The organism is Neorhizobium sp. 05N33 (genome assembly GCF_056397445.1).
Genome location: NZ_JBFTNK010000002.1, coordinates 494,401 through 513,452, shown reverse-complemented (window position 1 = coordinate 513,452; position 19,052 = coordinate 494,401). Strand labels below are relative to the sequence as shown.

The window sequence follows — 19,052 nt, the reverse complement described above, 5'->3', positions numbered from 1 at the left end:
TTCAGAGTTTCCAGCCGGAATGCAGCGCCGCGATGCCGCCGGTATAATTGGTGTAGGTGACGCGCGAAAAACCCGCATTGCGGATCATCGCTGCGAAATTCTCCTGGTTCGGAAATTTCCGGATCGATTCCACCAGATATTGATAGGGCTCCGCCTCGCCGGTGATCATCTTTCCGAAGCGCGGGATCGCCTTGAACGACCATTCCTCGTAAAAGCGCTCGAGAAGCGGCATCTCGACTTCTGAAAATTCCAGCACCAGCAGCCGTCCGCCGCGCTTCAGCACGCGATAGGCCTCCTTCAGAGCCACGTCGATATGCGGCACGTTGCGGATGCCGAAGGCGATCGTGTAGGCGTCGAAGGAGTTAGCCTCGAAGGGCAGGGACTCAGCGTTGGCCTCGACGAAGGCGAGGTTTTCGGAAAGACGTTTCTTCTCAGCGCGCTCGGCCCCGACAGCCAGCATCGAGCCGTTGATGTCGAGCACGGTCACATGCGCCTTGCGGTCGGAAGCCTCGACGATGCGGAAAGCGATATCGCCCGTGCCGCCTGCCACGTCCAGGGTTTTATAGCCGACGTCCTTTCTCGGATTGAGCGAGGCGATCAGCGCATCCTTCCAGACACGGTGCATGCCGGCCGACATCACGTCGTTCATCACGTCGTAGCGTTTGGCGACCTTATGGAAGACGTCGTTGACGAGACCCTGCTTCTCGCCGTCGGCGACCTTGCGGAAGCCATAGGACGTTTCCATCCCGCCGTCGGCGCTGGTACGAGCTTCAGTCATCGGTGAACTCCTAACGTCTCTCTTCTGGTCGGCGACCATAGCGAAATCGCTCATCCCACGCTATCTGTGGCGCGTGTCATTACATGGGTGCGACATCCGGTCCGGTCTATAGACTAGGCGCGATGTCGTTGAAACAGGAAGTTAGTCGATCATGCCCGAATTGCCAGAGGTGGAAACCGTCCGGCGCGGTCTCGCCCCGGCAATGGAAGGTGCGGTGATCGCCAGGCTGGAGCTCAACCGTCCGGACCTGCGCTTTCCGCTTCCGGAGAATTTCGCCAATGCCGTCAACGAACGCCGAATCGTCTCGCTCGGCAGGCGCGCCAAATACCTGCTGATCGACCTGGAGGACGATCTCACCGTGATCAGCCATCTCGGCATGTCGGGATCGTTTCGGATCGAGAACGATGCGCTCGCCGAGTTCCACCATCCGCGTTCGAAAGATCAGAAACACGATCATGTCGTCTTCCATCTGAGACAGAATGAAGGCCTGCTGCGCGTCATCTATAATGACCCGCGCCGCTTCGGCTTCATGCAGCTGTGGAAGCGCAGCGAGCTCGATCTTTACCCGGCCTTTGCCGAGCTCGGGCCGGAGCCGACCGGCAATGCGCTCGATGCGGACTATCTGGCGGGCAGGTTGGCGGGCAAGAGCCAGCCGCTCAAGGGCGCGCTCCTCGACCAGACGGTGATCGCCGGCCTCGGCAATATCTATGTCTGCGAGGCGCTGTGGCGCGCGCATCTGTCGCCGAAACGCGCGGCCGGCAGTGTCGTGACCAAGACCGGCAGGCCGAACAAGGAGCTGGTCCTCCTCAACCAGTCGATCCGCGACGTCATCGCCGATGCGATCGCCGCCGGAGGTTCGTCGCTGCGGGACCATATCCAGACGGATGGCTCTCTCGGTTATTTCCAGCACTCCTTCGCCGTCTACGACCGGGAAGGCGGCGCTTGCCGCACGCCGGGCTGCGGCGGTACCGTCGCACGCATCACCCAGGCGGGCCGCTCCACATTTTATTGCCCCGTCTGCCAGAAATAACCGCTGCCAAAAGCAGAAGAGCTAAGAGGAGACATTCGATGAGCTATGAAACCCTGCTGACCGAAACCCGGGGCGCCGTCGCGCTCATCACCCTCAATCGTCCGAACGCGCTGAACGCGCTCAATTCGACCGTCATGGCCGAATTGAACGAAGCGCTTTCCGCATTCGGCAAGGACGAGGCGATCGGTGCGATCGTGCTCACCGGCTCGGAAAAGGCCTTTGCCGCCGGCGCCGATATCAAGGAAATGCAGGGCATCGATTTCGTCGAAGCGTATGTGAACGACTTCATCTCCGGCTGGGAGGCAATTGCCGCGTCCCGAAAGCCGATGATTGCCGCCGTTTCCGGTTTCGCGCTCGGCGGTGGCTGTGAGCTCGCCATGATGTGCGATTTCATCATCGCCTCGGAAACCGCGAAGTTTGGCCAGCCGGAGATCACGCTCGGCGTCATTCCCGGCATGGGCGGTTCGCAGCGACTGACCCGAGCGGTCGGCAAGGCGAAGGCGATGGACATGGTGATGACCGGCCGGATGATGGACGTGGCGGAAGCGGAGCGGGCAGGGCTCGTGTCGCGCATCGTTTCGCCGGAGCGGTTGATCGACGAGGCAGTCGAGGCGGCCGCAAAGATCGCCTCCTTCCCGCGCGCCGCGGTGCTGATGGCAAAGGAGGCCGTCAACCGTTCCTTCGAGGGCACGCTTGCCGAAGGGCTGCGTTTCGAACGGCGGCTTTTCCATTCCTTGTTTGCGACCGCCGACCAGAAGGAAGGCATGGCGGCCTTCGTGGAAAAGCGCAAGCCGCAGTTCTCCAACCGATAAATCGTGCAACAGCGGATGGTCATCCACCAAAATGCGCGTTGACTGGGGCGGGTATTCCGGTTATATGCCCGCCCACAGTTGGGAAAGCCTGATCATGGCTTCCTCTATTGCTCCCGAATTGCTGGATTGATGGTCGCAAGGACCGGCGCGGCAACGGCGGAGTTTGGTTCGAATTCGTAGAGAGGCATGAAATGGCCAATACAACTTCGGCGAAAAAAGCGACCCGCAAGATCGCTCGCCGTACTGCAGTCAACAAGTCCCGCCGCTCGCGCGTTCGCGGCTTCATCCGTAAAGTCGAGGAAGCCATCGCTTCCGGCGATGTGGCCGTTGCTGCCGAAGCCCTCAAGGCTGCCCAGCCGGAAATCCAGCGCGCCGCCACCAAGGGCGTGCTTCACAGCAACACGGCATCCCGCAAGGTGTCCCGTCTTGCTGCACGTGTGAAGGCCCTTTCGGCCTAATTAATTTCACAAACTGTATCATAATGAAGCCTGGTCGTTCCGACTGGGCTTTTTGTGATTCTCTCAGGCCTCCTTATATTTATCCGGCTCATTAACAATTTCGTGTCATCGGCGTGACAGAAAATAGACTTAAATATCAAATGCTTACTGGAGGTCTATGAGTCTGTAGGTGACTTTGGGGGCCATCAAATGCCCTCGGATCGAGTCAAGAACATTTTTATTTTTTCTGTGAACAATCGTTCAGAATGTATGTCCTTTTTGAATCCCATTGATTCAACAGCGATTCTCCATGAATGCCTCTGTGACATTCAAATCACGCTCGCGGAGTCAACGCCCGGCTCTTAATTTTGCGTAAAATTCATCATTGATCTTGGCATTTGATCCTGCCTAAATGCCCTTCAGCAAGGGGCGCGGGGATTACTTCAGAGGCTGCCGATAACCGTCAAAGTGAAGGACGGGAAGCAGACTTTTGCCCTTTGCAACGGGGATAAATTCTCCCGTTTTCCTGATAACCATCGGTTGTGGTCCGGAAATTGGCATTTCCGGAAGCGGTCGGTCTTTGTCAATGCGAATCCGGGTCCTGTATCCGGACCAAGGAGGTGGAAGAGTTCGGACGGCTCATGATGAGGATGAGAGCGTTCGTATATGTGGGGTGGCTCCTGCAAGCGCAGACCGTTCACGAGGCGGGCTGGGCGGGACTTTTGATCGGCTGCGAGGACGAGAGAGAGTTTTAAAAAAAGGGGACGGGCGGCGACGGTTCTCAATGATTGGGAATGGTTTTGCTATGCCTTGAAACGATGTTTGTTCTGGCGGCGTTAACGAGAACCGCCAGGCTACTAGATTTGGAAGGCGGCGAATTATGCATATGAATACTATATCGGCCCGTGCAGGTAATGGGGACCACGCACGGCAAGGATTTGATTCAAGTTGCTCCCAGGCGGCAGGGGAAACGACGGAGATGAAGCATAATGCTCTTTTTGAGCGGTTTAGCACGCGTTTGAAGGCACAGGTCGGCCAGGATGTTTATGCGAGCTGGTTCGGACGCCTGAAGCTGCATTCCGTTTCGAAGAGCGTTGTTCGGCTCACGGTTCCGACCACTTTTCTGAAATCCTGGATCAACAATCGCTACCTCGATCAGATCACCACCATATTCCAGGCGGAAGACGCGGAGATCCTGAAGGTGGAAATCCTGGTGCGCAGCGCAAGCCGCAACACCAAGGTACTTGTGGCAGGTGAAGAGCGCACTCTTGCGCCGGAGCCCGTCGTCGCAACCTCCTTCCCGCGCTCTCAGGCTCCCCGCGAGATCGGCAAGATTGCCGCTTTCCCGTCGCCGTCGGCTTCTCCTGCCCGTTCGGCCCACGTTCCAGGCCCGCTGTTCGGCTCACCGCTCGATAGCCGCTTTACCTTTGATACGTTCGTGGAAGGTCCGTCGAACCGGGTAGCGCTTGCTGCCGCCAAGACGATCGCCGAAGCTGGCGCCAGCGCGGTCCGTTTCAATCCGCTGTTCATTCATTCCGGCGTCGGCCTTGGCAAGACGCATCTTCTGCAGGCGATCGCCAATGCGGCGGTCGGCAGCGAGCGCATGCCGCGGGTCGTCTACCTGACGGCGGAATATTTCATGTGGCGTTTCGCGACCGCGATCCGTGACAATGATGCACTGACGCTAAAGGACTCGCTTCGCAATATCGATCTGCTGATCATCGACGACATGCAGTTCCTGCAGGGCAAGATGATCCAGAACGAGTTCTGCCATCTCCTGAACATGCTGCTCGACAGCGCCAAGCAGGTGGTGGTTGCCGCCGACCGTGCGCCCTGGGAGCTGGAATCGCTCGATCCGCGCGTTCGTTCACGTCTGCAGGGTGGTGTGGCGATCGAAGTCGAAGCGCCGGATTACGAGATGCGTCTCGAAATGATCAAGGGCCGCCTGGCGACTGCCCGCCAGGACGATCCGTCGCTGGATATCCCGGCGGAAATCCTCAGCCACGTGGCGAGAAATGTCACCGCCAGCGGTCGCGAACTGGAAGGCGCGTTCAATCAGCTCCTGTTCCGCCGTTCCTTCGAGCCCTCCCTTTCGATCGAGCGTGTCGATGAACTGCTCGCCCATTTGGTGGGTGCCGGCGAGGCCAAGCGCGTCCGCATCGAGGACATCCAGCGCATCGTCGCCCGCCATTATAATGTGTCGCGCCAGGAACTGGTCTCGAACCGCCGCACCCGCGTCATCGTCAAGCCGCGCCAGATCGCCATGTATCTGTCGAAGACGCTGACGCCGCGCTCCTTCCCGGAGATCGGGCGTCGTTTCGGCGGCAGGGACCACACGACCGTCCTGCATGCCGTCCGCAAGATCGAGGAGCTGATTTCGGGTGACACGAAGCTCAGCCACGAGGTAGAACTGCTGAAACGGCTGATCAACGAGAACAACGCTTAAAATCCATGTTTCTGCTTTCTGTTGCAATGATCTGGGCCGTGGCGTGCATAACGCCAGGGCCCAACACGCTTCTGGTCATGCGTTATGCGCTGACCGCGCCGCGTCGCGTGCCGATTCTCGCGGCAATGGGGACCATTACAGGCACGTTCTGCTGGGGTCTTGCCGGGTGGCTGGGGATCAACGTCCTCTTCCAGGCGGCACCTTTCGCCTATGTGGCGTTGAAGATCGTCGGCGGACTTTATCTTGTCTGGCTCGGATTGAAGATATTCCTGGATGCGCGAAAGTCGCGCCAGTCGGCTGATATAGCGGCGGCGCGTATCGACGTGCCGCTCAAGACCGCCTATCGCATGGGCCTGGTGACTAATCTTGCCAATCCGAAATCGGCGCTGTTCGTTGCCAGCCTTTTTGCCGCGACCATGCCGGTCGGAACGCCCTTCCTCTATGGCTTGGCGGCGATCGCGGTCATGGTCACCGTTTCGACCATCTATTATTCTTTTCTCGTCGCGCTGATCACTCACCGGACGGTGGCCGCAGCCTATCTGAAGGCAAAGAAGAAGATCGATCTGGGCGTCGGCATGGTTTTTGTCGGCTTTGGCACCAAGCTGCTGATGTCGCAGCGCTGAGGATCACGAATGGCCATGGAAAAGGATCCGACGGCGAGCTTCTACAGCGAAAACGCGGTGGCTTACGCGGAGAGCTCCGCACCAAATACACGCCGCCTCGATAGCTTCCTGTCGAAACTTGTGCCTGGCGCTGCCATCCTCGAACTCGGCTGCGGCAGCGGGCGGGATAGCGCGGCCATGATCGCGCGGGGTTTCGACGTCACGCCCACCGATGGCACGCCGGAGATGGCGCAGGAAGCCGCCAAACATCTGGGCAGGCCGGTTAGCGTGCTCCGTTTCGGGGATATCGACGCGGTCTCGGCTTTCGATGGCATATGGGCCAATGCCTGCCTGCTGCATGCACCACGGGCGGAACTCGGCGGCATCCTCGGCCGCATCCACGAGGCCTTGCGCCCCGGCGGCGTCTTCTATGCGAGTTTCAAGGCTGGCGAAGCCGAGGGGCATGACGGCCTCGGGCGTTATTACAATTACCCGTCCAAGGCCTGGCTAAGTGCGGCCTACGGGGCTTTCGCCTGGACATCCGTCGATATCGATGAGGTACAGGGCAGCGGCTACGACAGGAAGCCGACCGACTGGCTGCATGTTCTGGCGGTAAAAGCTTAAGCGCCGGGTTTTCAGCAGGCGAGATCGGCCACGACAGCGTCAAGGATCAGCATACCGGACGGCGTGCAGCGCAGCCGCGAGTTGCCGATCCGCTCGATGAAGCCATATTCCAGCAGCCGCTCCTCGCGGATCGGGTCCGGGTCCCGGCCGGAAAGCTGCTGCCAGCGGGCGAGATCGACGCCTTCCCGCAGCCGCAGGCCCATCAGCAGCAATTCGTCGGCCTGTTCCTCGAAGCCGAGGATTTCTTCGTCCAGCATGCCGTGCCCGACACGCTCCACCTGTTCCAGCCAGGTTTCAGGACGCCGTTCGGTGGAGGTGGCGATCTTGTTTCTGCCACGCATCAGCCGACCGTGGGCGCCGGGTCCGATGCCGGCATACTCGCCATAGCGCCAATAGGTCAGGTTGTGGCGGCTTTCAGCACCGGGGCGGGCGTGATTGGAAACCTCGTAGGCCGGCATGCCGAACCGCTCGGTAATTTCCTGCGTCGCCTCGTAGAGCGCTGCGGATTGGTCGTCATCCGGCACGATCAGCTTGCCGGCCTTGTGCAGGCCATAGAAGGGCGTGCCTTCCTCGATGGTGAGCTGGTAGAGCGACAAATGGTCGACCGCGTAGGAAACCGCTTCCTTCAGCTCCGCTTCCCAGGCCTCGACCGTCTGTTTCGGCCGGGCATAGATGAGATCGAAGGACATGCGCGGAAAGATCTCCCGCGCCAGTTTGATGGCCTTCAGCGCATCGGCAACGTCATGCAGCCGACCGAGGAATTTGAGGTCCGGATCGTTGAGCGCCTGTACGCCGAGCGAGACGCGGTTGACCCCGGCAGCGCGATAGCCGCGGAAGCGGGTCGCCTCGACGCTGGAAGGGTTGGCCTCCATGGTGATCTCGATGCCGTCGGGCACATGCCAATGCCTGGCAATGCCGTCGAGGATCGCCGAGACCGTGGTGGGGTCCATCAGAGACGGCGTGCCGCCGCCGAGGAAAATACTGGTGACGGTTTTCGGCCCGCTCATCCGCCGCATCACTTCCATCTCCTTCAGGAAGGCGGCGGTGAAACGCGGCTGGTCCACGGGCTGATGGCGCACATGGCTGTTGAAGTCGCAATAGGGGCACTTGGCCGCACAGAATGGCCAATGCACATAGACGCCAAAGCCCGGCTCGCCGGTATCGGGCAGAAGGGTGTCGCGCAGAAGAGGAGCGGCCGAGTTCAAAATGCCTCAAGCCTCCAGGCAGGTTTCGACGAAACGCTTGAAGGCGCGGGCGCGATGCGAAAGCGCTTCCGGTTCGCCAGGTTTCCAGCCGTGTTTCTGGTCACTACTCATTTCACCGAAGGTAATATCATAGCCTTCCGGTTGGAAGACAGGGTCATAACCAAAACCCTGGATGCCGCGCGGCGGCCACACTACGGTGCCTTCCACTTCGCCCCGGAACATTTCCGTGTGTCCGTCAGGCCATGCGAGACAGAGAACGCTGACAAAGCGGCAACCGCGCTGTTCCGGCTTGGTCGCGCCGCGTTCTTCGAGCGCCTTCTCGACCTTTTCCATCGCCATCTGAAAATCGCGGCTGCCATCCTCACGTTCCGCCCAGTTGGCGGTGTAGACACCCGGCGCGCCGTCGAGCGCGTCGATGACAATACCGGAATCGTCAGACAGTGCGGGCAGGCCGGAGGCCCTGGCGGAGGCGAGTGCCTTGATCGCGGCATTTTCCTCGAATGTCGTGCCCGTCTCGTCCGGCTCTTCGAATTGCAGTTCGGCGGCGGATTTGGCCGAGAAGCCGAAGGGGCCGATCAGTTCGGCGATTTCGCGGATCTTTCCGGCATTGTGGCTGGCGACCACGATCGTCTTGGTAACGAGCTTGCGCATGATAATTCCTATTCGATATTCCAGAGCCTGGGCTCTGCGCATTCCAGGCTGTTGCCGGCCGGATCGCGGAAATAGATTGAGCGGGCACCGTTCGGCCAGCGGAAATCGCTTTCGATGGCAATCCCTGCCTTGTTGAGCTTTTCCTTGATCAAGTCAATCGCGTCGCCCGTCATGCGAAAGCAGACATGTCCCGGTCCCGTCGCGCCATGTGGCGGTACGGGCAGCGCATCGGCGGGCGGTGGCTTGATCGTCTCAGCCGGATTGAAGATCAGCAGGATCCCCGGCCCACAACGGAAGAACACATGTCTGGTACCAGCGCGCAGCACCTTCTCAAGGCCGAGAATGCCGCCGTAGAACGCTTCGGCGGCATCGAGATCATCGGCGTAGAGCGCGGTTTCGAGAATGCCTTCAATCAAACCGCACCTCTTTCAGGTTCAGGCAATCGCCTGCTTCTGCAGCGCCACCAGTTCCTGGGTACCGTCCTGAGCGAGCGCCAGCAGCTTCAGGAACTCTTCCTGGCTGAAGGGCTTGCCTTCCGCCGTGCCCTGCACCTCGACGATGCCGCCGGAGCCGGTCATGACGAAATTGGCGTCCGTCTCGGCAGCCGAATCCTCGATATAGTCGAGGTCGATTACCGGCTGGCCGGCAAAGATGCCGCAGGAGATCGCCGCGACATGGTCCTTCAGCACCTTGTCGACCTTGGTCATCGAGCGGGCTTCCATCCACTTCAGGCAGTCGTAGAGCGCAATCCAGCCACCGGTGATCGAGGCGGTGCGCGTGCCGCCATCCGCCTGGATGACGTCGCAGTCGATGGTGATCTGCTTTTCGCCGAGTGCTTCGAGATCGATGACGGCGCGCAAGGACCGACCGATCAGGCGCTGGATTTCCTGGGTGCGGCCGCCCTGCTTGCCGCTAGCGGCTTCGCGCTTCATGCGGTCGCCGGTGGCGCGCGGCAGCATGCCGTATTCGGCCGTCACCCAGCCCTTGCCGCTGTTGCGCAGCCACGGCGGCGTCTTTTCTTCAAGACTCGCGGTGCACAGCACATGCGTGTCGCCGAACTTCACGAGGCAGGAACCTTCCGCGTGCTTGGAGAAATTGCGCTCGAACGAGACCTTGCGCATCTGGTTCAACTGTCTGCCTGAAGGCCGCATGCTTCACTCCCTGGATTTCTGTTTCCGCCTTCTAAGGCCCCGGCCGAGCTTTTGCAAAGAAAAAGCCCTAATGAGTGTGCAGGCGAATGATCCTGGCTGGCGCAATTTTCCCTTTGGAGAAGGCGCGTCGAATGACTATATTTTGTCGAATGATCAACGGAACGGTGAAGGTCTAGATGGGATTTTCGGCATCGACGGGTAGGGACAGCGGCTCTGTGCTCGATGACCGTTCGCGCGAAATTTTCCGCCGCATCGTGGAAAGCTACCTGGAAAACGGTGAGCCGCTAGGTTCCCGCAATCTTTCACGGCTGCTGCCCATCTCCTTGTCGCCGGCTTCGGTGCGCAATGTGATGAGCGATCTCGAGGAGCTCGGCCTCATCTATTCCCCGCATATCAGCGCCGGGCGCCTGCCGACCCAGTCGGGGCTCCGGTTTTTCGTTGACGCCTTCATGCAGGTCGGAGACCTGTCTGCCGAGGAGCGTGCCAATATCGATCGGCAGATCCGCCCGGCCGACCGAGATCAGCCGATGGAAAGCCTGATGGCGGAGGCAAGCCGTATGCTCTCAGGCGTCTCGCGCGGCGCCGGCATTGTCATCACCACCAAGAGCGATCCGGTTCTCAAGCATGTCGAGTTCATCCGCCTGGAGCCGACCAAGGCGCTCGCCGTGCTGGTCGGCGATCACAACCAGGTCGAAAACCGCATCATCGAATTGCCCGCCGGCGTGACCTCGTCGCAGCTGACCGAGGCGGCGAATTTCCTCAATGCCCACCTGAGCGGCCAGACGCTACCGGAACTGCGTGGCCAGCTGAAGACCCTCAAGGACCAGGTCCAGGGCGAGCTTTATGCGCTCTCGCAGGAACTGGTCGAGCGCGGTCTGGCGGTCTGGTCCGGCGACAGCGAGGAAGGAAAGCCGACCCAGCTGATCGTCCGCGGCCGGGCCAATCTGCTCGAAGGCCTGGCGGATGTTGCCGATCTCGATCGTTTGCGGCTGCTTTTCGACGATCTCGAAAAGAAGGACAGTCTGATCGAGATTCTTGATCTCGCCGAAAAGGGGCCGGGCGTCCGGATCTTCATCGGCTCGGAAAACAAGCTGTTTTCGCTTTCCGGCTCGTCGCTCATCGTGGCGCCTTATCGCGACGGCGAGGACCGCATCGTCGGTGCCGTCGGTGTCATCGGGCCGACGCGGCTCAATTATTCCCGCATCGTGCCGATGGTGGATTACACCGCGCAGCTGCTTGCCAGGCTGTCGCGCTGAATTTTGCGGCCGGACCGGCCCAAGTTTCCCAGCAAGCCTTGATTTTTCCACCTTAAACCTCGATATCGGGCACAAATCCAAGCCCGTAAATCGAAGTCAAGAATAACCGGAGACCGTCATGACCGACGAAACCAACAAGAACGGACCTGACGCAACTGCCGCGGAGAACACCGCGGAAGCCGTAGCATCTGCTCTTGAGGACGCGGCCAACCAGAAGAATGCCGAGGCGCCTGCCGCCGAACCTGATCCGCTGGAATTGCTGAAGGCCGAGAACAACGAGTTGCGCGACCGTTTCCTGCGGCTTGCCGCTGAGATGGATAACCTGCGCCGCCGCACCGAACGCGAAATCAAGGACGCTAAGTCCTATGCGGCGGCCGGCTTTGCGCGCGACATGCTCGCCGTTTCGGACAACCTGCGCCGGGCGCTGGACGCCGTGCCGACCGAAATGCGCGCCACGGCAGATGCCTCGCTGACCACGCTCCTGGAGGGCGTCGAGATGACTGAACGCTCGATGCTGTCCGCTCTGGAGCGCCACGGCGTGAAGAAGATCGATCCTGAAGGCCAGAAGTTCGACCCGAATTTCCACCAGGCTATGTTCGAAATCCCGAACCCTGCTGTCCCGAACAATACCGTCGTCCAGGTCGTCCAGGCCGGTTTCACGATCGGTGAACGCGTGCTGCGGCCCGCTATGGTCGGTGTCGCAAAAGGTGGACCGAAGGCGGAGGCCTCTGCAGAAGCCGCCGGTGAGAAGAGCGCCTGAAGTCTTTGAGAAGCAGGCGATAAGCCTGCTTCTCATTCTAGGCCGGACACTCCCGTTGGTGTTTGCTCGTCGGACTGGCGATTGTTCCAGATCCGTTGAGTTTCCACGCATAATCCCCGCGAAATGCGGCTCAAAAACAAAACCGCCCGGCGCTTTGACAGCGGCCGGGCGGTTCGTTTCGTCCCCACGAATGCATATGCCGTCAGGCGGCGTGGTTGGCCTGTTCCTCGTTGAGGAAGGCATAGATCGCCGAAGCGGAATCGGTCTTGCGCAGCTTGGCGACGAGATCCTGGTCGCGCAGGACGCGGGCGATGCGCGACAGGGCCTTCAGGTGATCGGCGCCGGCGCCTTCGGGTGCCAGCAGCAGGAACACCAGATCGACCGGCTCGTCGTCGAGCGCTTCGAAATCGACCGGCGCTTCAAGGCGTGCGAAAATACCCTTGATCGACGAGATGCTGTTGAGCTTGCCGTGCGGGATGGCGATGCCGTGGCCGACGCCGGTGGAACCGAGCCTTTCGCGCTGCAGGATGATGTCGAAGATTTCTCGTTCGCTCACGCCTGTCAACTTGGAAGCCTTGGCCGCCAGCTCCTGCAATAGCTGCTTTTTGGAGTTTACCTTTAGGGCAGGAATAATCGCATCTTGCTGCAGCAAATCTGCCAATGCCATTCTCTTCATCCTTCGTGCCGCAAGAGCTTGTGCCCTAGGCGAAGGGGAGCGCCGTCTCCGACGCTCTCCCCAAGTTGTTAGTTCTTGATATTGGTGGAATCGATCCAGCCAATATTGCCGTCATTGCGGCGGTACACAATGTTCAGATGTTCCTTGCCGGGGCTGCGGAACAGAAGAACAGGCTCGTCTGTCATATCAAGTGCCATGACGGCGCTTGCGACCGTCATTGTCTTCAACTGCTTCGAACTTTCCGCGACGATGGTCGGCGCGAAATCCTCGGGCACTTCCTCCCCTTCATCCGGTACGCTGTCCATAACAGTGTAGGCAACTTCCGCATAACCATTCACATGGTTGCCGGCATGATGATCCTTGAGCCGCCGCTTGTAGCGGCGCAGACGTTTTTCGATCCGCTGTGCTGCGGCATCGAAACTGATCTGCGGATCATTCGCCTCGCCGGCCGCATGCAGGACGATCCCGGTATCGAGATGCACCTTGCAGTCGGCAGAAAAGCGCGAACCAGCCTTTTCCACGATGACTTGGCCTGAGTAGCCTCCGTCGAAGTATTTTGTAACCGCTTCTCCGATTTGGTCCTCGATCCTTTGACGGAACGAATCGCCAATTTCCATATGCTTACCGGATACACGCACACTCATGGAGTTCTTCCTTCTTGTCGTGACTTGCGTGTTCCAGTCTACGCCAAGCCGTCCCCGCATCCAAGCCGTTCACATGCGACTGGGCCAAATTGCTGCAATCGATGCCTGTCTGGATAATGGGATACGTTTCGTGCCATGCCCCGTGCAGTTGCGGCGGGCTTCTAGCGCCCGATGTTTTAAATGTCAACGGCAGCGGACCTCGGGATTTCTACGTAGGCCTGTGGAAACCCGGGTGTTTCGCCGGTATCTCAGAACGCCGCGACCCCCGCGATCGCGCGCTTTTCGCGACGGCGCTGGACGGAAGAAGGAATGTTCATCGCCTCGCGGTACTTCGCGACGGTCCGGCGCGCGAGCTCGACCCCGCCGCGTTTCAGGCTGACGACGATATCGTCGTCGGAGAGCACCGTCTCAGGCGTCTCCTGGGCAATCAACAGGCGAATCCGATGGCGCACGGCCTCCGCCGAATGGCTGTCGCCGCCCTCTTCGGCCGAGCCGATCGACACCGTGAAGAAATATTTGAGTTCGAACAGCCCCCGCGGCGTCAGCATGTATTTGTTGGAGGTTACGCGGCTGACCGTCGATTCATGCATCTTGATCGCTTCGGCGACGGTCTTGAGGTTGAGCGGGCGCAGGTGATCGACGCCGTGCATCAGGAAGGCATCCTGTTGCCGGACGATTTCGGCGGCCACCTTCATGATCGTCTTGGCCCGCTGGTCGAGGCTGCGCGTCAGCCAATTGGCATTCTGCATGCATTCGGAAAGGAAGTTGTGGTCGTCCCCGTTTTTCGGGCAGTGCTTGGACACCGTCTGGAAATAGCTGTGGTTTACCAGGACGCGCGGGAGGGTGTCCGGATTGAGCTCGACCATCCAGCTGCCGTCGGGCGCCGCGCGCACAACGATATCCGGCGAAATCGTCTCAGACATGCCGCGCTCGAAGCCGGCGCCGGGCTTCGGGTTGAGACAGCGGATTTCTGCCAGCATGTCGATGAGGTCTTCGTCGTCGACGCCGCAGATCTTTCGAAGCGAGGCGAAGTCGCGTTTGCCCAGCAGATCCAGATGTCTGATCAGCGCATCCATGGCCGGGTCGAGCCGGTCTTTTTCCCGAAGCTGGATTGCCAGACATTCGCTGAGCGATCGCGCGAAGACGCCCGGCGGATCGAGCGTCTGCAGCGAGCGGAGGATGGCTTCTACATTCTCGGCGCTTTTGCCGAGGCGGGCGGCAATCTCCTCGATGTCGCCGAGCATATAACCGGCCTCGTCCAGCTGATCGACGAGATGCTGGGCAATCAGGCGGTCGGCCGCATCGACGATCAGGAAGGGGATCTGCTGGTTCAGGTGATCGCGTAGCGTCACTTGGCCGGCGACGAAATCATCCAGGTCGTAGTCTTCGCCGGCATCGCCGCCCGGCATCGATTTCCATTGGCTGAGCAGTTCCGGGGCGTCGGCGCGCCGCGCCGGGCCATCGTCGGGGAAGACGTTTTCGAAGCCCGTGTCGAGCCCTTCGCCAAGCCTTTCGGCGCTGATGGAGGAGGACCCCTCGTACCAGCCGCTATCGACTTCGGCCACTGCCGAACTCTCGCGGCCTTCGGTCGGGTCAAAGTCGTCGGCGGTTTCGAAGCCTGTTTCCGCGTCGTTTTCGCTCTCGTTTGACGTAATTTCGAGCAGCGGGTTCTTTTCGACTTCCTGGGCGATGAACTGGTTGAGTTCGAAATGCGTCATCTGCAGCAGCTGGATGGATTGCATCAGCTGCGGCGTCATCACCAGCGATTGGGTTTGGCGTAGGAAAAGATTAGCGGATAAACCCATGGCGGACGCGAAACTCCCGTGCAATCCCCTTGAACCACCCGGTCATGGATGGCGGACGCTCGTTTTCGGCCAAGCCCCCACAAGGCCGAATTTGCATCTGGCACAAGAATTGCTTTTTTGAAAGATTTGGTCAAGCGCTGCAGTGCGGGAAAGTAAATTTCTTTGGCGCGCTGCAGCGACCGGAACAGCGTCTAGAGGCTGAACTTGTCGCCGAGGTAGAGGCGGCGAACGTCCGGGTTGTTGACAATGTCGTCCGCCCGGCCGTGGGTCAGCACTTCGCCCGCATGGATGATGTAGGCCCGGTCGATCAGGCCCAAGGTCTCGCGGACGTTGTGGTCCGTTATCAGAACGCCAATCCCGCGTGCCGTCAAGTGGCGCACGAGGTTCTGGATGTCGGAAACCGAAATAGGGTCGACGCCCGCGAAAGGTTCGTCGAGCAGCATGAAAGCGGGGTCGGTCGCCAGCGCTCGGGCAATTTCAAGGCGCCGGCGCTCACCGCCGGAAAGCGCAACGGCCGCCGTTTTCCGAAGCTGGCTGATATGGAACTCTTCCAGCAGTTCGTCGAGCTTGCGTTCCCGCTTGTCCTTGTCGGGCTCGTGGACTTCCAGCACCGCCCGGATGTTTTCCTCGACGGTCAGGCCGCGGAAGATCGATGCTTCCTGCGGCAGATAACCTACGCCCAACCGGGCGCGGCGATACATCGGCATGCGGGTGACTTCGTTGCCGTTGATCGCAATCATGCCTTCGTCCACCGGCACAAGGCCGGTGATCATGTAGAAGCAGGTCGTTTTGCCCGCGCCGTTCGGCCCGAGCAATCCGACGGCCTCGCCACGGCGCACGACCAGCGACACGCCGTTGACGACGCGACGCGTGTCATAGGTCTTCGAAAGCCCATGCGCGACAAGCGTGCCCTCGTAGCGCGCTTTATCGCGTACGACGAAGGGTTCGGGCGCGGACGGCTTCCTTGCCGACAGACTGGTGATGAACGGTATTTTCACGTCAAATGTCTATTATTGCTTCGGTCGCGATTTCGGATCGAGCAGGATCTCGACACGCCCGCCACAGGCGTCAAGCTTGGCCTGGCCGGTTTCCATCAGGACGGTGAGTTTGCAGCCCTTGAAGACGTTGGGACCTTCAGACAGTACGACCTGTTTGCCGGAAAGCACGAAGGTTTGGGATTTCATGTCGAACTCGCCCTTTTCGGCGGTGGCCTGCTGGGTGCCCGAGGTCAGGAATACCGTCTCGTCGAGGAATATCTTGTCGATATTGGCGTTGCCCGAGGTCACCGAGCCACCTTCACCCGTATAAAGAACCGTCATCTTGCCCGCCTTCATCGTGGTCGTGCCCTGCACGACCTGGACGTTGCCGGTAAAATAGGCCTTCTTTTCCTGCTCCTTGATCTCGAGTTGGTCACTCTGGATCTGGATCGGTTGGTCGCCGGAAAGCTTCAGGCCTTCCATTTGGCTGGTGGTCGTCTGGGCATGTGCGGTCGCTGCTAGACAGGAAATAAATCCTGCCGCGATCAGAACTGCGGCATTGCGTGTAAGAAGGCGGCGATTGATCATGACGGCCGGGCTCTACTTGCCTTTGTTGCGGATGGTGGCTGGATCGAGATGGACGCGAACCTGGCCTTTGAAGGTGATGGTATGTCCCTTATCCGTTATCTTTAAAGACTCTGCAACGATAGAGCCTTCTTTCATGGCGATATCGACGTGCTCGGGTGAATTCATCACACCAGCATTGATATCGAGATGGGCGGACTTGAAGCGGGCGGTGATCCCGTTGCTCAGATTGACGTCGAACGGAGAGTTCAGATCGAGCATGTCCGTGCCGCGGTCGAAGTCGGCGCCGGTCGCGATGACCCTCGCGATAACGTCGTCGTTGACCGGTACGGCGGCCTTGACGTCCTCGAGCGTGATCATGTTCGAATTCTTGATATCCTGCAGCGCACGGCTGGCGGTCATCGAGTAGCTGATGCCGTCCTTGTTGCGGCCAGAAATCGCCGGTCGTTCCATGACGATCTTGCCGTTTTCGATCCGCGCGTTTTCAATCGAAAGGTTTTCCGGCAGGTAGGCGCGGACGATTGAGATAGCGATGAAGGCGGCAGAAATCACGCCGGCCAGGATCGGCAGCAGTATCTTGAGCTTACGCACGAGCGAGGAATGCGCCAGCGCCGCCTGGTAGGCATCCGCGCGCGGCTCCAGCGCCGCAGTAAAGCCTGCCGTTTTTCGAATATGCTGCAGCATGAGTGCCGGGTTGTTCCTTCTAGCTCGTTTCCACGCCCCATCTCGGCAATGCCGATGGAACCGGTAGGAGCTTTGCTTTGTCCGCCAATATGGTTTTTATTCAATCAACAAACAATAATGGGCAACATAAAAACGTGATGTGAGCCGCTGCAAAACGCGCTAGAGAGCCTATTTAGCAACGACGGTTCGTCTCGAAGGGTGATTTTATGGATCAAATGGCAATCGCGGACCGGCGCTCCCTGCGCCGCAAGCTGAGTTTCTGGCGGGTCGTTGCACTTGTCTTCCTGGTCGGTATCGGTTTTGCGCTCTATCGTGCCGTTGCCGGCGAGAGTGCCGGATCCGCCTTGCCTCATGTCGCCCGCATCGAAATCTCTGGTTTGATCACCGATGACAAGGAATTGCTGGAGCGCCTCGCCAAGATTGCCGAAAGCAGCCAGGCCAAGGCGTTGATCGTCTCGATTTCCTCGCCGGGCGGGACGACCTATGGCGGCGAACGCATCTTCAAGGCGATCCGCAAGGTTTCCGAAAAGAAGCCGGTCGTTTCCGATATCCGCACGCTGGCCGCATCTGCCGGCTATATGATTGCCACCGCCGGCGACCAGATCGTCGCGGGCGAAAGCTCGATCACCGGTTCGATCGGCGTGATCTTCCAATATCCGCAGGTCGATGAGGTGATGAAGAAGGTCGGCGTCTCGCTGGAGGAGATCAAGTCGGCGCCGCTGAAGGCCGAGCCGTCGCCCTTCCATCCCGCGAGCGAGGAAGCCAAAACGATGATCCGCAGCATGGTGATGGACAGCTATGCCTGGTTCGTCGATCTCGTTGCCGATCGCCGCAAGATGCCGCGCGACGAGGTGCTGAAGCTCGCGGATGGCACGATCTTCACCGGTCGCCAGGCACTCAACGTCAAGCTGGTCGACAAACTTGGCGGCGAGGAGGACATCCGCGACTATCTGGAATCACGGGGCATCTCGAAGGACCTGCCGATCGTGGACTGGAAGGAGCGTAAATCTTCCTCGTCCTTCTGGCTCGCGAGTGCCATCAGCGAGGTGTTGAACCTCTCCGGTCTCGGCCAGGCAATCACTCCCGACGTCCTTCGCGTCTTCGGCGCCGACAAGTTGTTTCTTGACGGTCTTGTCTCCGTTTGGCAGGTTGGGCGCGGTTAAAAATCTAAACTTTTCAGGGGGCAACCGTGATCAAGTCAGAACTGGTGCAGATCGTTGCGGCTCGCAATCCGCATCTCTACCATCGCGACGTCGAGAACATCGTCAATGCCGTGCTCGACGAGATCACAGATGCCTTGGCAGGCGGAAATCGTGTCGAACTGCGAGGCTTCGGCGCGTTTTCGGTGAAGAATCGTCCCTCACGGTCCGGTCGCAACCCGCGCACCGGCGAGAGCGTGTTTGTCGAGGAGAAATGGGTTCCGTTCTTCAAGACAGGCAAGGAATTGCGCGAGCGCCTGAATCCGGGTCTCGACGACGAAGAGGATTGATCCTTCGCGCGCGGCTTTCGCCGCCCTTGAAACCCCACAAAGCGCGCCTATTCTGCAACAGATGCTGGTAAAACAGCAGACAGTCTGCTGCCGGAGATTCACATGGATAAGTTCAAAAGGATCGTCTCGCTCGTGGTCTTCGTGCCGCTCGGCATCGTGCTGATCGTGCTCGCAGTCGCGAATCGCCAGATGGTCACCCTGGCGCTCAACCCCTTCCGGCCTGAAGACGGCATGTTGGCGGTCAGCGCACCCTTCTTTCTATTTCTGTTCCTGGCCTTGCTGATCGGCATGTTCATCGGCTCGTTCGTGACTTGGTGGAGCCAGGGCAAACATCGCAAACAGGCTCGCGTCGAAGCACGCGAAGCGGTCCGATGGCAGAACGAGCACAAGGCTGCCGTTGCTGGACGGCCGGCCTCGGCGCAACTTCCTTCGAAATGAAT

Annotated in this window: 22 protein-coding genes; 11 read left to right on the top strand and 11 right to left on the bottom strand. The window is 59.7% G+C overall.

All coding sequences use genetic code 11. The features are described from left to right. Position 1: 1 nt before the first annotated feature. Positions 2-778 carry a bifunctional demethylmenaquinone methyltransferase/2-methoxy-6-polyprenyl-1,4-benzoquinol methylase UbiE gene (gene ubiE / locus AC1DLT_RS06835; RefSeq protein ID WP_046627918.1) on the bottom strand — a complete coding sequence of 259 codons (777 nt, stop codon included), beginning with the start codon at positions 776-778 and terminating at the stop codon, positions 2-4. Between the two features lie 151 nt (positions 779-929). Here ubiE and mutM point away from each other — a divergent pair, with 151 nt between their 5' ends. The 6 genes from mutM to AC1DLT_RS06805 all read left to right on the top strand — a co-directional run bounded on the left by mutM (position 930) and on the right by AC1DLT_RS06805 (position 6,729). Then, complete coding sequence (gene mutM, locus AC1DLT_RS06830; protein WP_477486263.1) at positions 930-1,808, top strand: bifunctional DNA-formamidopyrimidine glycosylase/DNA-(apurinic or apyrimidinic site) lyase; 879 nt, start codon at positions 930-932, stop codon at positions 1,806-1,808. Between the two features lie 38 nt (positions 1,809-1,846). Then, positions 1,847-2,620: an enoyl-CoA hydratase gene (locus tag AC1DLT_RS06825; protein WP_477486262.1), complete on the top strand. Its 774-nt coding sequence runs from the start codon at positions 1,847-1,849 to the stop codon at positions 2,618-2,620. A 191-nt stretch (positions 2,621-2,811) separates the two neighbouring features. Next, positions 2,812-3,078, top strand: a complete 267-nt coding sequence (gene rpsT / locus AC1DLT_RS06820; RefSeq protein WP_038548594.1) for a 30S ribosomal protein S20 — start codon at positions 2,812-2,814, stop codon at positions 3,076-3,078. Positions 3,079-3,937: 859 nt separating this feature from the next. After that, on the top strand, positions 3,938-5,503 hold the full coding sequence (dnaA, locus tag AC1DLT_RS06815) for a chromosomal replication initiator protein DnaA (protein WP_151040492.1): 1,566 nt from the start codon (positions 3,938-3,940) through the stop codon (positions 5,501-5,503). Positions 5,504-5,541: 38 nt separating this feature from the next. Continuing rightward, on the top strand, positions 5,542-6,126 hold the full coding sequence (locus AC1DLT_RS06810; protein ID WP_244447463.1) for a LysE family translocator: 585 nt from the start codon (positions 5,542-5,544) through the stop codon (positions 6,124-6,126). 9 nt (positions 6,127-6,135) lie between these two features. Then, complete coding sequence (locus tag AC1DLT_RS06805; protein WP_477486261.1) at positions 6,136-6,729, top strand: class I SAM-dependent methyltransferase; 594 nt, start codon at positions 6,136-6,138, stop codon at positions 6,727-6,729. Between the two features lie 11 nt (positions 6,730-6,740). On the opposite strand, the gene hemW is transcribed toward AC1DLT_RS06805, so the two are convergent. From hemW to rph, 4 genes are read right to left on the bottom strand one after another with little or no spacing between them, the layout of a single operon-like run. After that, the gene (gene hemW, locus AC1DLT_RS06800) at positions 6,741-7,934 is read right to left on the bottom strand and encodes a radical SAM family heme chaperone HemW (protein ID WP_477486260.1); all 1,194 of its coding nucleotides are present in this window, start codon (positions 7,932-7,934) and stop codon (positions 6,741-6,743) included. A 6-nt stretch (positions 7,935-7,940) separates the two neighbouring features. After that, positions 7,941-8,585, bottom strand: coding sequence for an RdgB/HAM1 family non-canonical purine NTP pyrophosphatase (gene rdgB, locus AC1DLT_RS06795; RefSeq protein WP_477486259.1), 645 nt, complete (start codon positions 8,583-8,585; stop codon positions 7,941-7,943). 8 nt (positions 8,586-8,593) lie between these two features. Next, positions 8,594-9,001 (bottom strand): VOC family protein, encoded by a 408-nt coding sequence (locus AC1DLT_RS06790; RefSeq protein WP_038539097.1) that lies wholly within the window; start codon positions 8,999-9,001, stop codon positions 8,594-8,596. Positions 9,002-9,019: 18 nt separating this feature from the next. Next, on the bottom strand, positions 9,020-9,736 hold the full coding sequence (gene rph, locus AC1DLT_RS06785; RefSeq protein WP_247031539.1) for a ribonuclease PH: 717 nt from the start codon (positions 9,734-9,736) through the stop codon (positions 9,020-9,022). A gap of 176 nt (positions 9,737-9,912) precedes the next feature. Here rph and hrcA point away from each other — a divergent pair, with 176 nt between their 5' ends. Further along, on the top strand, positions 9,913-10,992 hold the full coding sequence (gene hrcA / locus AC1DLT_RS06780) for a heat-inducible transcriptional repressor HrcA (RefSeq protein WP_038539103.1): 1,080 nt from the start codon (positions 9,913-9,915) through the stop codon (positions 10,990-10,992). Positions 10,993-11,110: 118 nt separating this feature from the next. Further along, on the top strand, positions 11,111-11,752 hold the full coding sequence (grpE, locus tag AC1DLT_RS06775; RefSeq protein WP_477486258.1) for a nucleotide exchange factor GrpE: 642 nt from the start codon (positions 11,111-11,113) through the stop codon (positions 11,750-11,752). Positions 11,753-11,954: 202 nt separating this feature from the next. On the opposite strand, the gene ptsN is transcribed toward grpE, so the two are convergent. The 6 genes from ptsN to lptC form a co-directional block, all read right to left on the bottom strand. Beyond that, positions 11,955-12,419, bottom strand: a complete 465-nt coding sequence (ptsN, locus tag AC1DLT_RS06770) for a PTS IIA-like nitrogen regulatory protein PtsN (protein ID WP_038539110.1) — start codon at positions 12,417-12,419, stop codon at positions 11,955-11,957. A 77-nt stretch (positions 12,420-12,496) separates the two neighbouring features. Then, complete coding sequence (gene hpf / locus AC1DLT_RS06765) at positions 12,497-13,072, bottom strand: ribosome hibernation-promoting factor, HPF/YfiA family (protein WP_038539113.1); 576 nt, start codon at positions 13,070-13,072, stop codon at positions 12,497-12,499. Positions 13,073-13,320: 248 nt separating this feature from the next. Beyond that, a complete protein-coding gene (gene rpoN / locus AC1DLT_RS06760) occupies positions 13,321-14,877 on the bottom strand; it encodes an RNA polymerase factor sigma-54 (protein WP_477486257.1) in 1,557 nt (518 codons plus the stop codon). Positions 14,878-15,068: 191 nt separating this feature from the next. After that, positions 15,069-15,851 carry an LPS export ABC transporter ATP-binding protein gene (lptB, locus tag AC1DLT_RS06755; RefSeq protein ID WP_065814785.1) on the bottom strand — a complete coding sequence of 261 codons (783 nt, stop codon included), beginning with the start codon at positions 15,849-15,851 and terminating at the stop codon, positions 15,069-15,071. Between the two features lie 36 nt (positions 15,852-15,887). After that, on the bottom strand, positions 15,888-16,442 hold the full coding sequence (locus tag AC1DLT_RS06750) for an LptA/OstA family protein (protein ID WP_038583353.1): 555 nt from the start codon (positions 16,440-16,442) through the stop codon (positions 15,888-15,890). A gap of 12 nt (positions 16,443-16,454) precedes the next feature. Then, positions 16,455-17,123, bottom strand: coding sequence for an LPS export ABC transporter periplasmic protein LptC (gene lptC, locus AC1DLT_RS06745; protein ID WP_477486256.1), 669 nt, complete (start codon positions 17,121-17,123; stop codon positions 16,455-16,457). A 206-nt stretch (positions 17,124-17,329) separates the two neighbouring features. On the opposite strand from lptC, the gene sppA reads away from it, so the two are divergent. The 3 genes from sppA (at position 17,330) to AC1DLT_RS06730 (ending at position 19,050) form a co-directional block, all read left to right on the top strand. Further along, on the top strand, positions 17,330-18,286 hold the full coding sequence (gene sppA, locus AC1DLT_RS06740; RefSeq protein ID WP_477483936.1) for a signal peptide peptidase SppA: 957 nt from the start codon (positions 17,330-17,332) through the stop codon (positions 18,284-18,286). A gap of 26 nt (positions 18,287-18,312) precedes the next feature. Further along, positions 18,313-18,612, top strand: a complete 300-nt coding sequence (locus AC1DLT_RS06735) for an integration host factor subunit beta (RefSeq protein WP_007759833.1) — start codon at positions 18,313-18,315, stop codon at positions 18,610-18,612. Between the two features lie 102 nt (positions 18,613-18,714). Continuing rightward, a complete protein-coding gene (locus AC1DLT_RS06730) occupies positions 18,715-19,050 on the top strand; it encodes a lipopolysaccharide assembly protein LapA domain-containing protein (RefSeq protein WP_038539136.1) in 336 nt (111 codons plus the stop codon). The last annotated feature ends 2 nt before the right edge of the window (positions 19,051-19,052 follow it).

Bases quoted from the DNA above. Each gene is read 5' to 3' on its own strand.
- AC1DLT_RS06825 (WP_477486262.1), top strand. From the start codon at position 1,847: ATGAGCTATGAAACCCTGCTGACCGAAACCCGGGGCGCCGTCGCGCTC.
- AC1DLT_RS06730 (WP_038539136.1), top strand. From the start codon at position 18,715: ATGGATAAGTTCAAAAGGATCGTCTCGCTCGTGGTCTTCGTGCCGCTC.
- rph (WP_247031539.1), bottom strand. From the start codon at position 9,736: ATGCGGCCTTCAGGCAGACAGTTGAACCAGATGCGCAAGGTCTCGTTC.
- dnaA (WP_151040492.1), top strand. From the start codon at position 3,938: ATGCATATGAATACTATATCGGCCCGTGCAGGTAATGGGGACCACGCA.
- ubiE (WP_046627918.1), bottom strand. From the start codon at position 778: ATGACTGAAGCTCGTACCAGCGCCGACGGCGGGATGGAAACGTCCTAT.
- rdgB (WP_477486259.1), bottom strand. From the start codon at position 8,585: ATGCGCAAGCTCGTTACCAAGACGATCGTGGTCGCCAGCCACAATGCC.
- hrcA (WP_038539103.1), top strand. From the start codon at position 9,913: ATGGGATTTTCGGCATCGACGGGTAGGGACAGCGGCTCTGTGCTCGAT.
- sppA (WP_477483936.1), top strand. From the start codon at position 17,330: ATGGATCAAATGGCAATCGCGGACCGGCGCTCCCTGCGCCGCAAGCTG.
- AC1DLT_RS06805 (WP_477486261.1), top strand. From the start codon at position 6,136: ATGGCCATGGAAAAGGATCCGACGGCGAGCTTCTACAGCGAAAACGCG.
- grpE (WP_477486258.1), top strand. From the start codon at position 11,111: ATGACCGACGAAACCAACAAGAACGGACCTGACGCAACTGCCGCGGAG.
- rpoN (WP_477486257.1), bottom strand. From the start codon at position 14,877: ATGGGTTTATCCGCTAATCTTTTCCTACGCCAAACCCAATCGCTGGTG.
- lptC (WP_477486256.1), bottom strand. From the start codon at position 17,123: ATGCTGCAGCATATTCGAAAAACGGCAGGCTTTACTGCGGCGCTGGAG.
- mutM (WP_477486263.1), top strand. From the start codon at position 930: ATGCCCGAATTGCCAGAGGTGGAAACCGTCCGGCGCGGTCTCGCCCCG.
- rpsT (WP_038548594.1), top strand. From the start codon at position 2,812: ATGGCCAATACAACTTCGGCGAAAAAAGCGACCCGCAAGATCGCTCGC.
- AC1DLT_RS06750 (WP_038583353.1), bottom strand. From the start codon at position 16,442: ATGATCAATCGCCGCCTTCTTACACGCAATGCCGCAGTTCTGATCGCG.
- hpf (WP_038539113.1), bottom strand. From the start codon at position 13,072: ATGAGTGTGCGTGTATCCGGTAAGCATATGGAAATTGGCGATTCGTTC.
- ptsN (WP_038539110.1), bottom strand. From the start codon at position 12,419: ATGGCATTGGCAGATTTGCTGCAGCAAGATGCGATTATTCCTGCCCTA.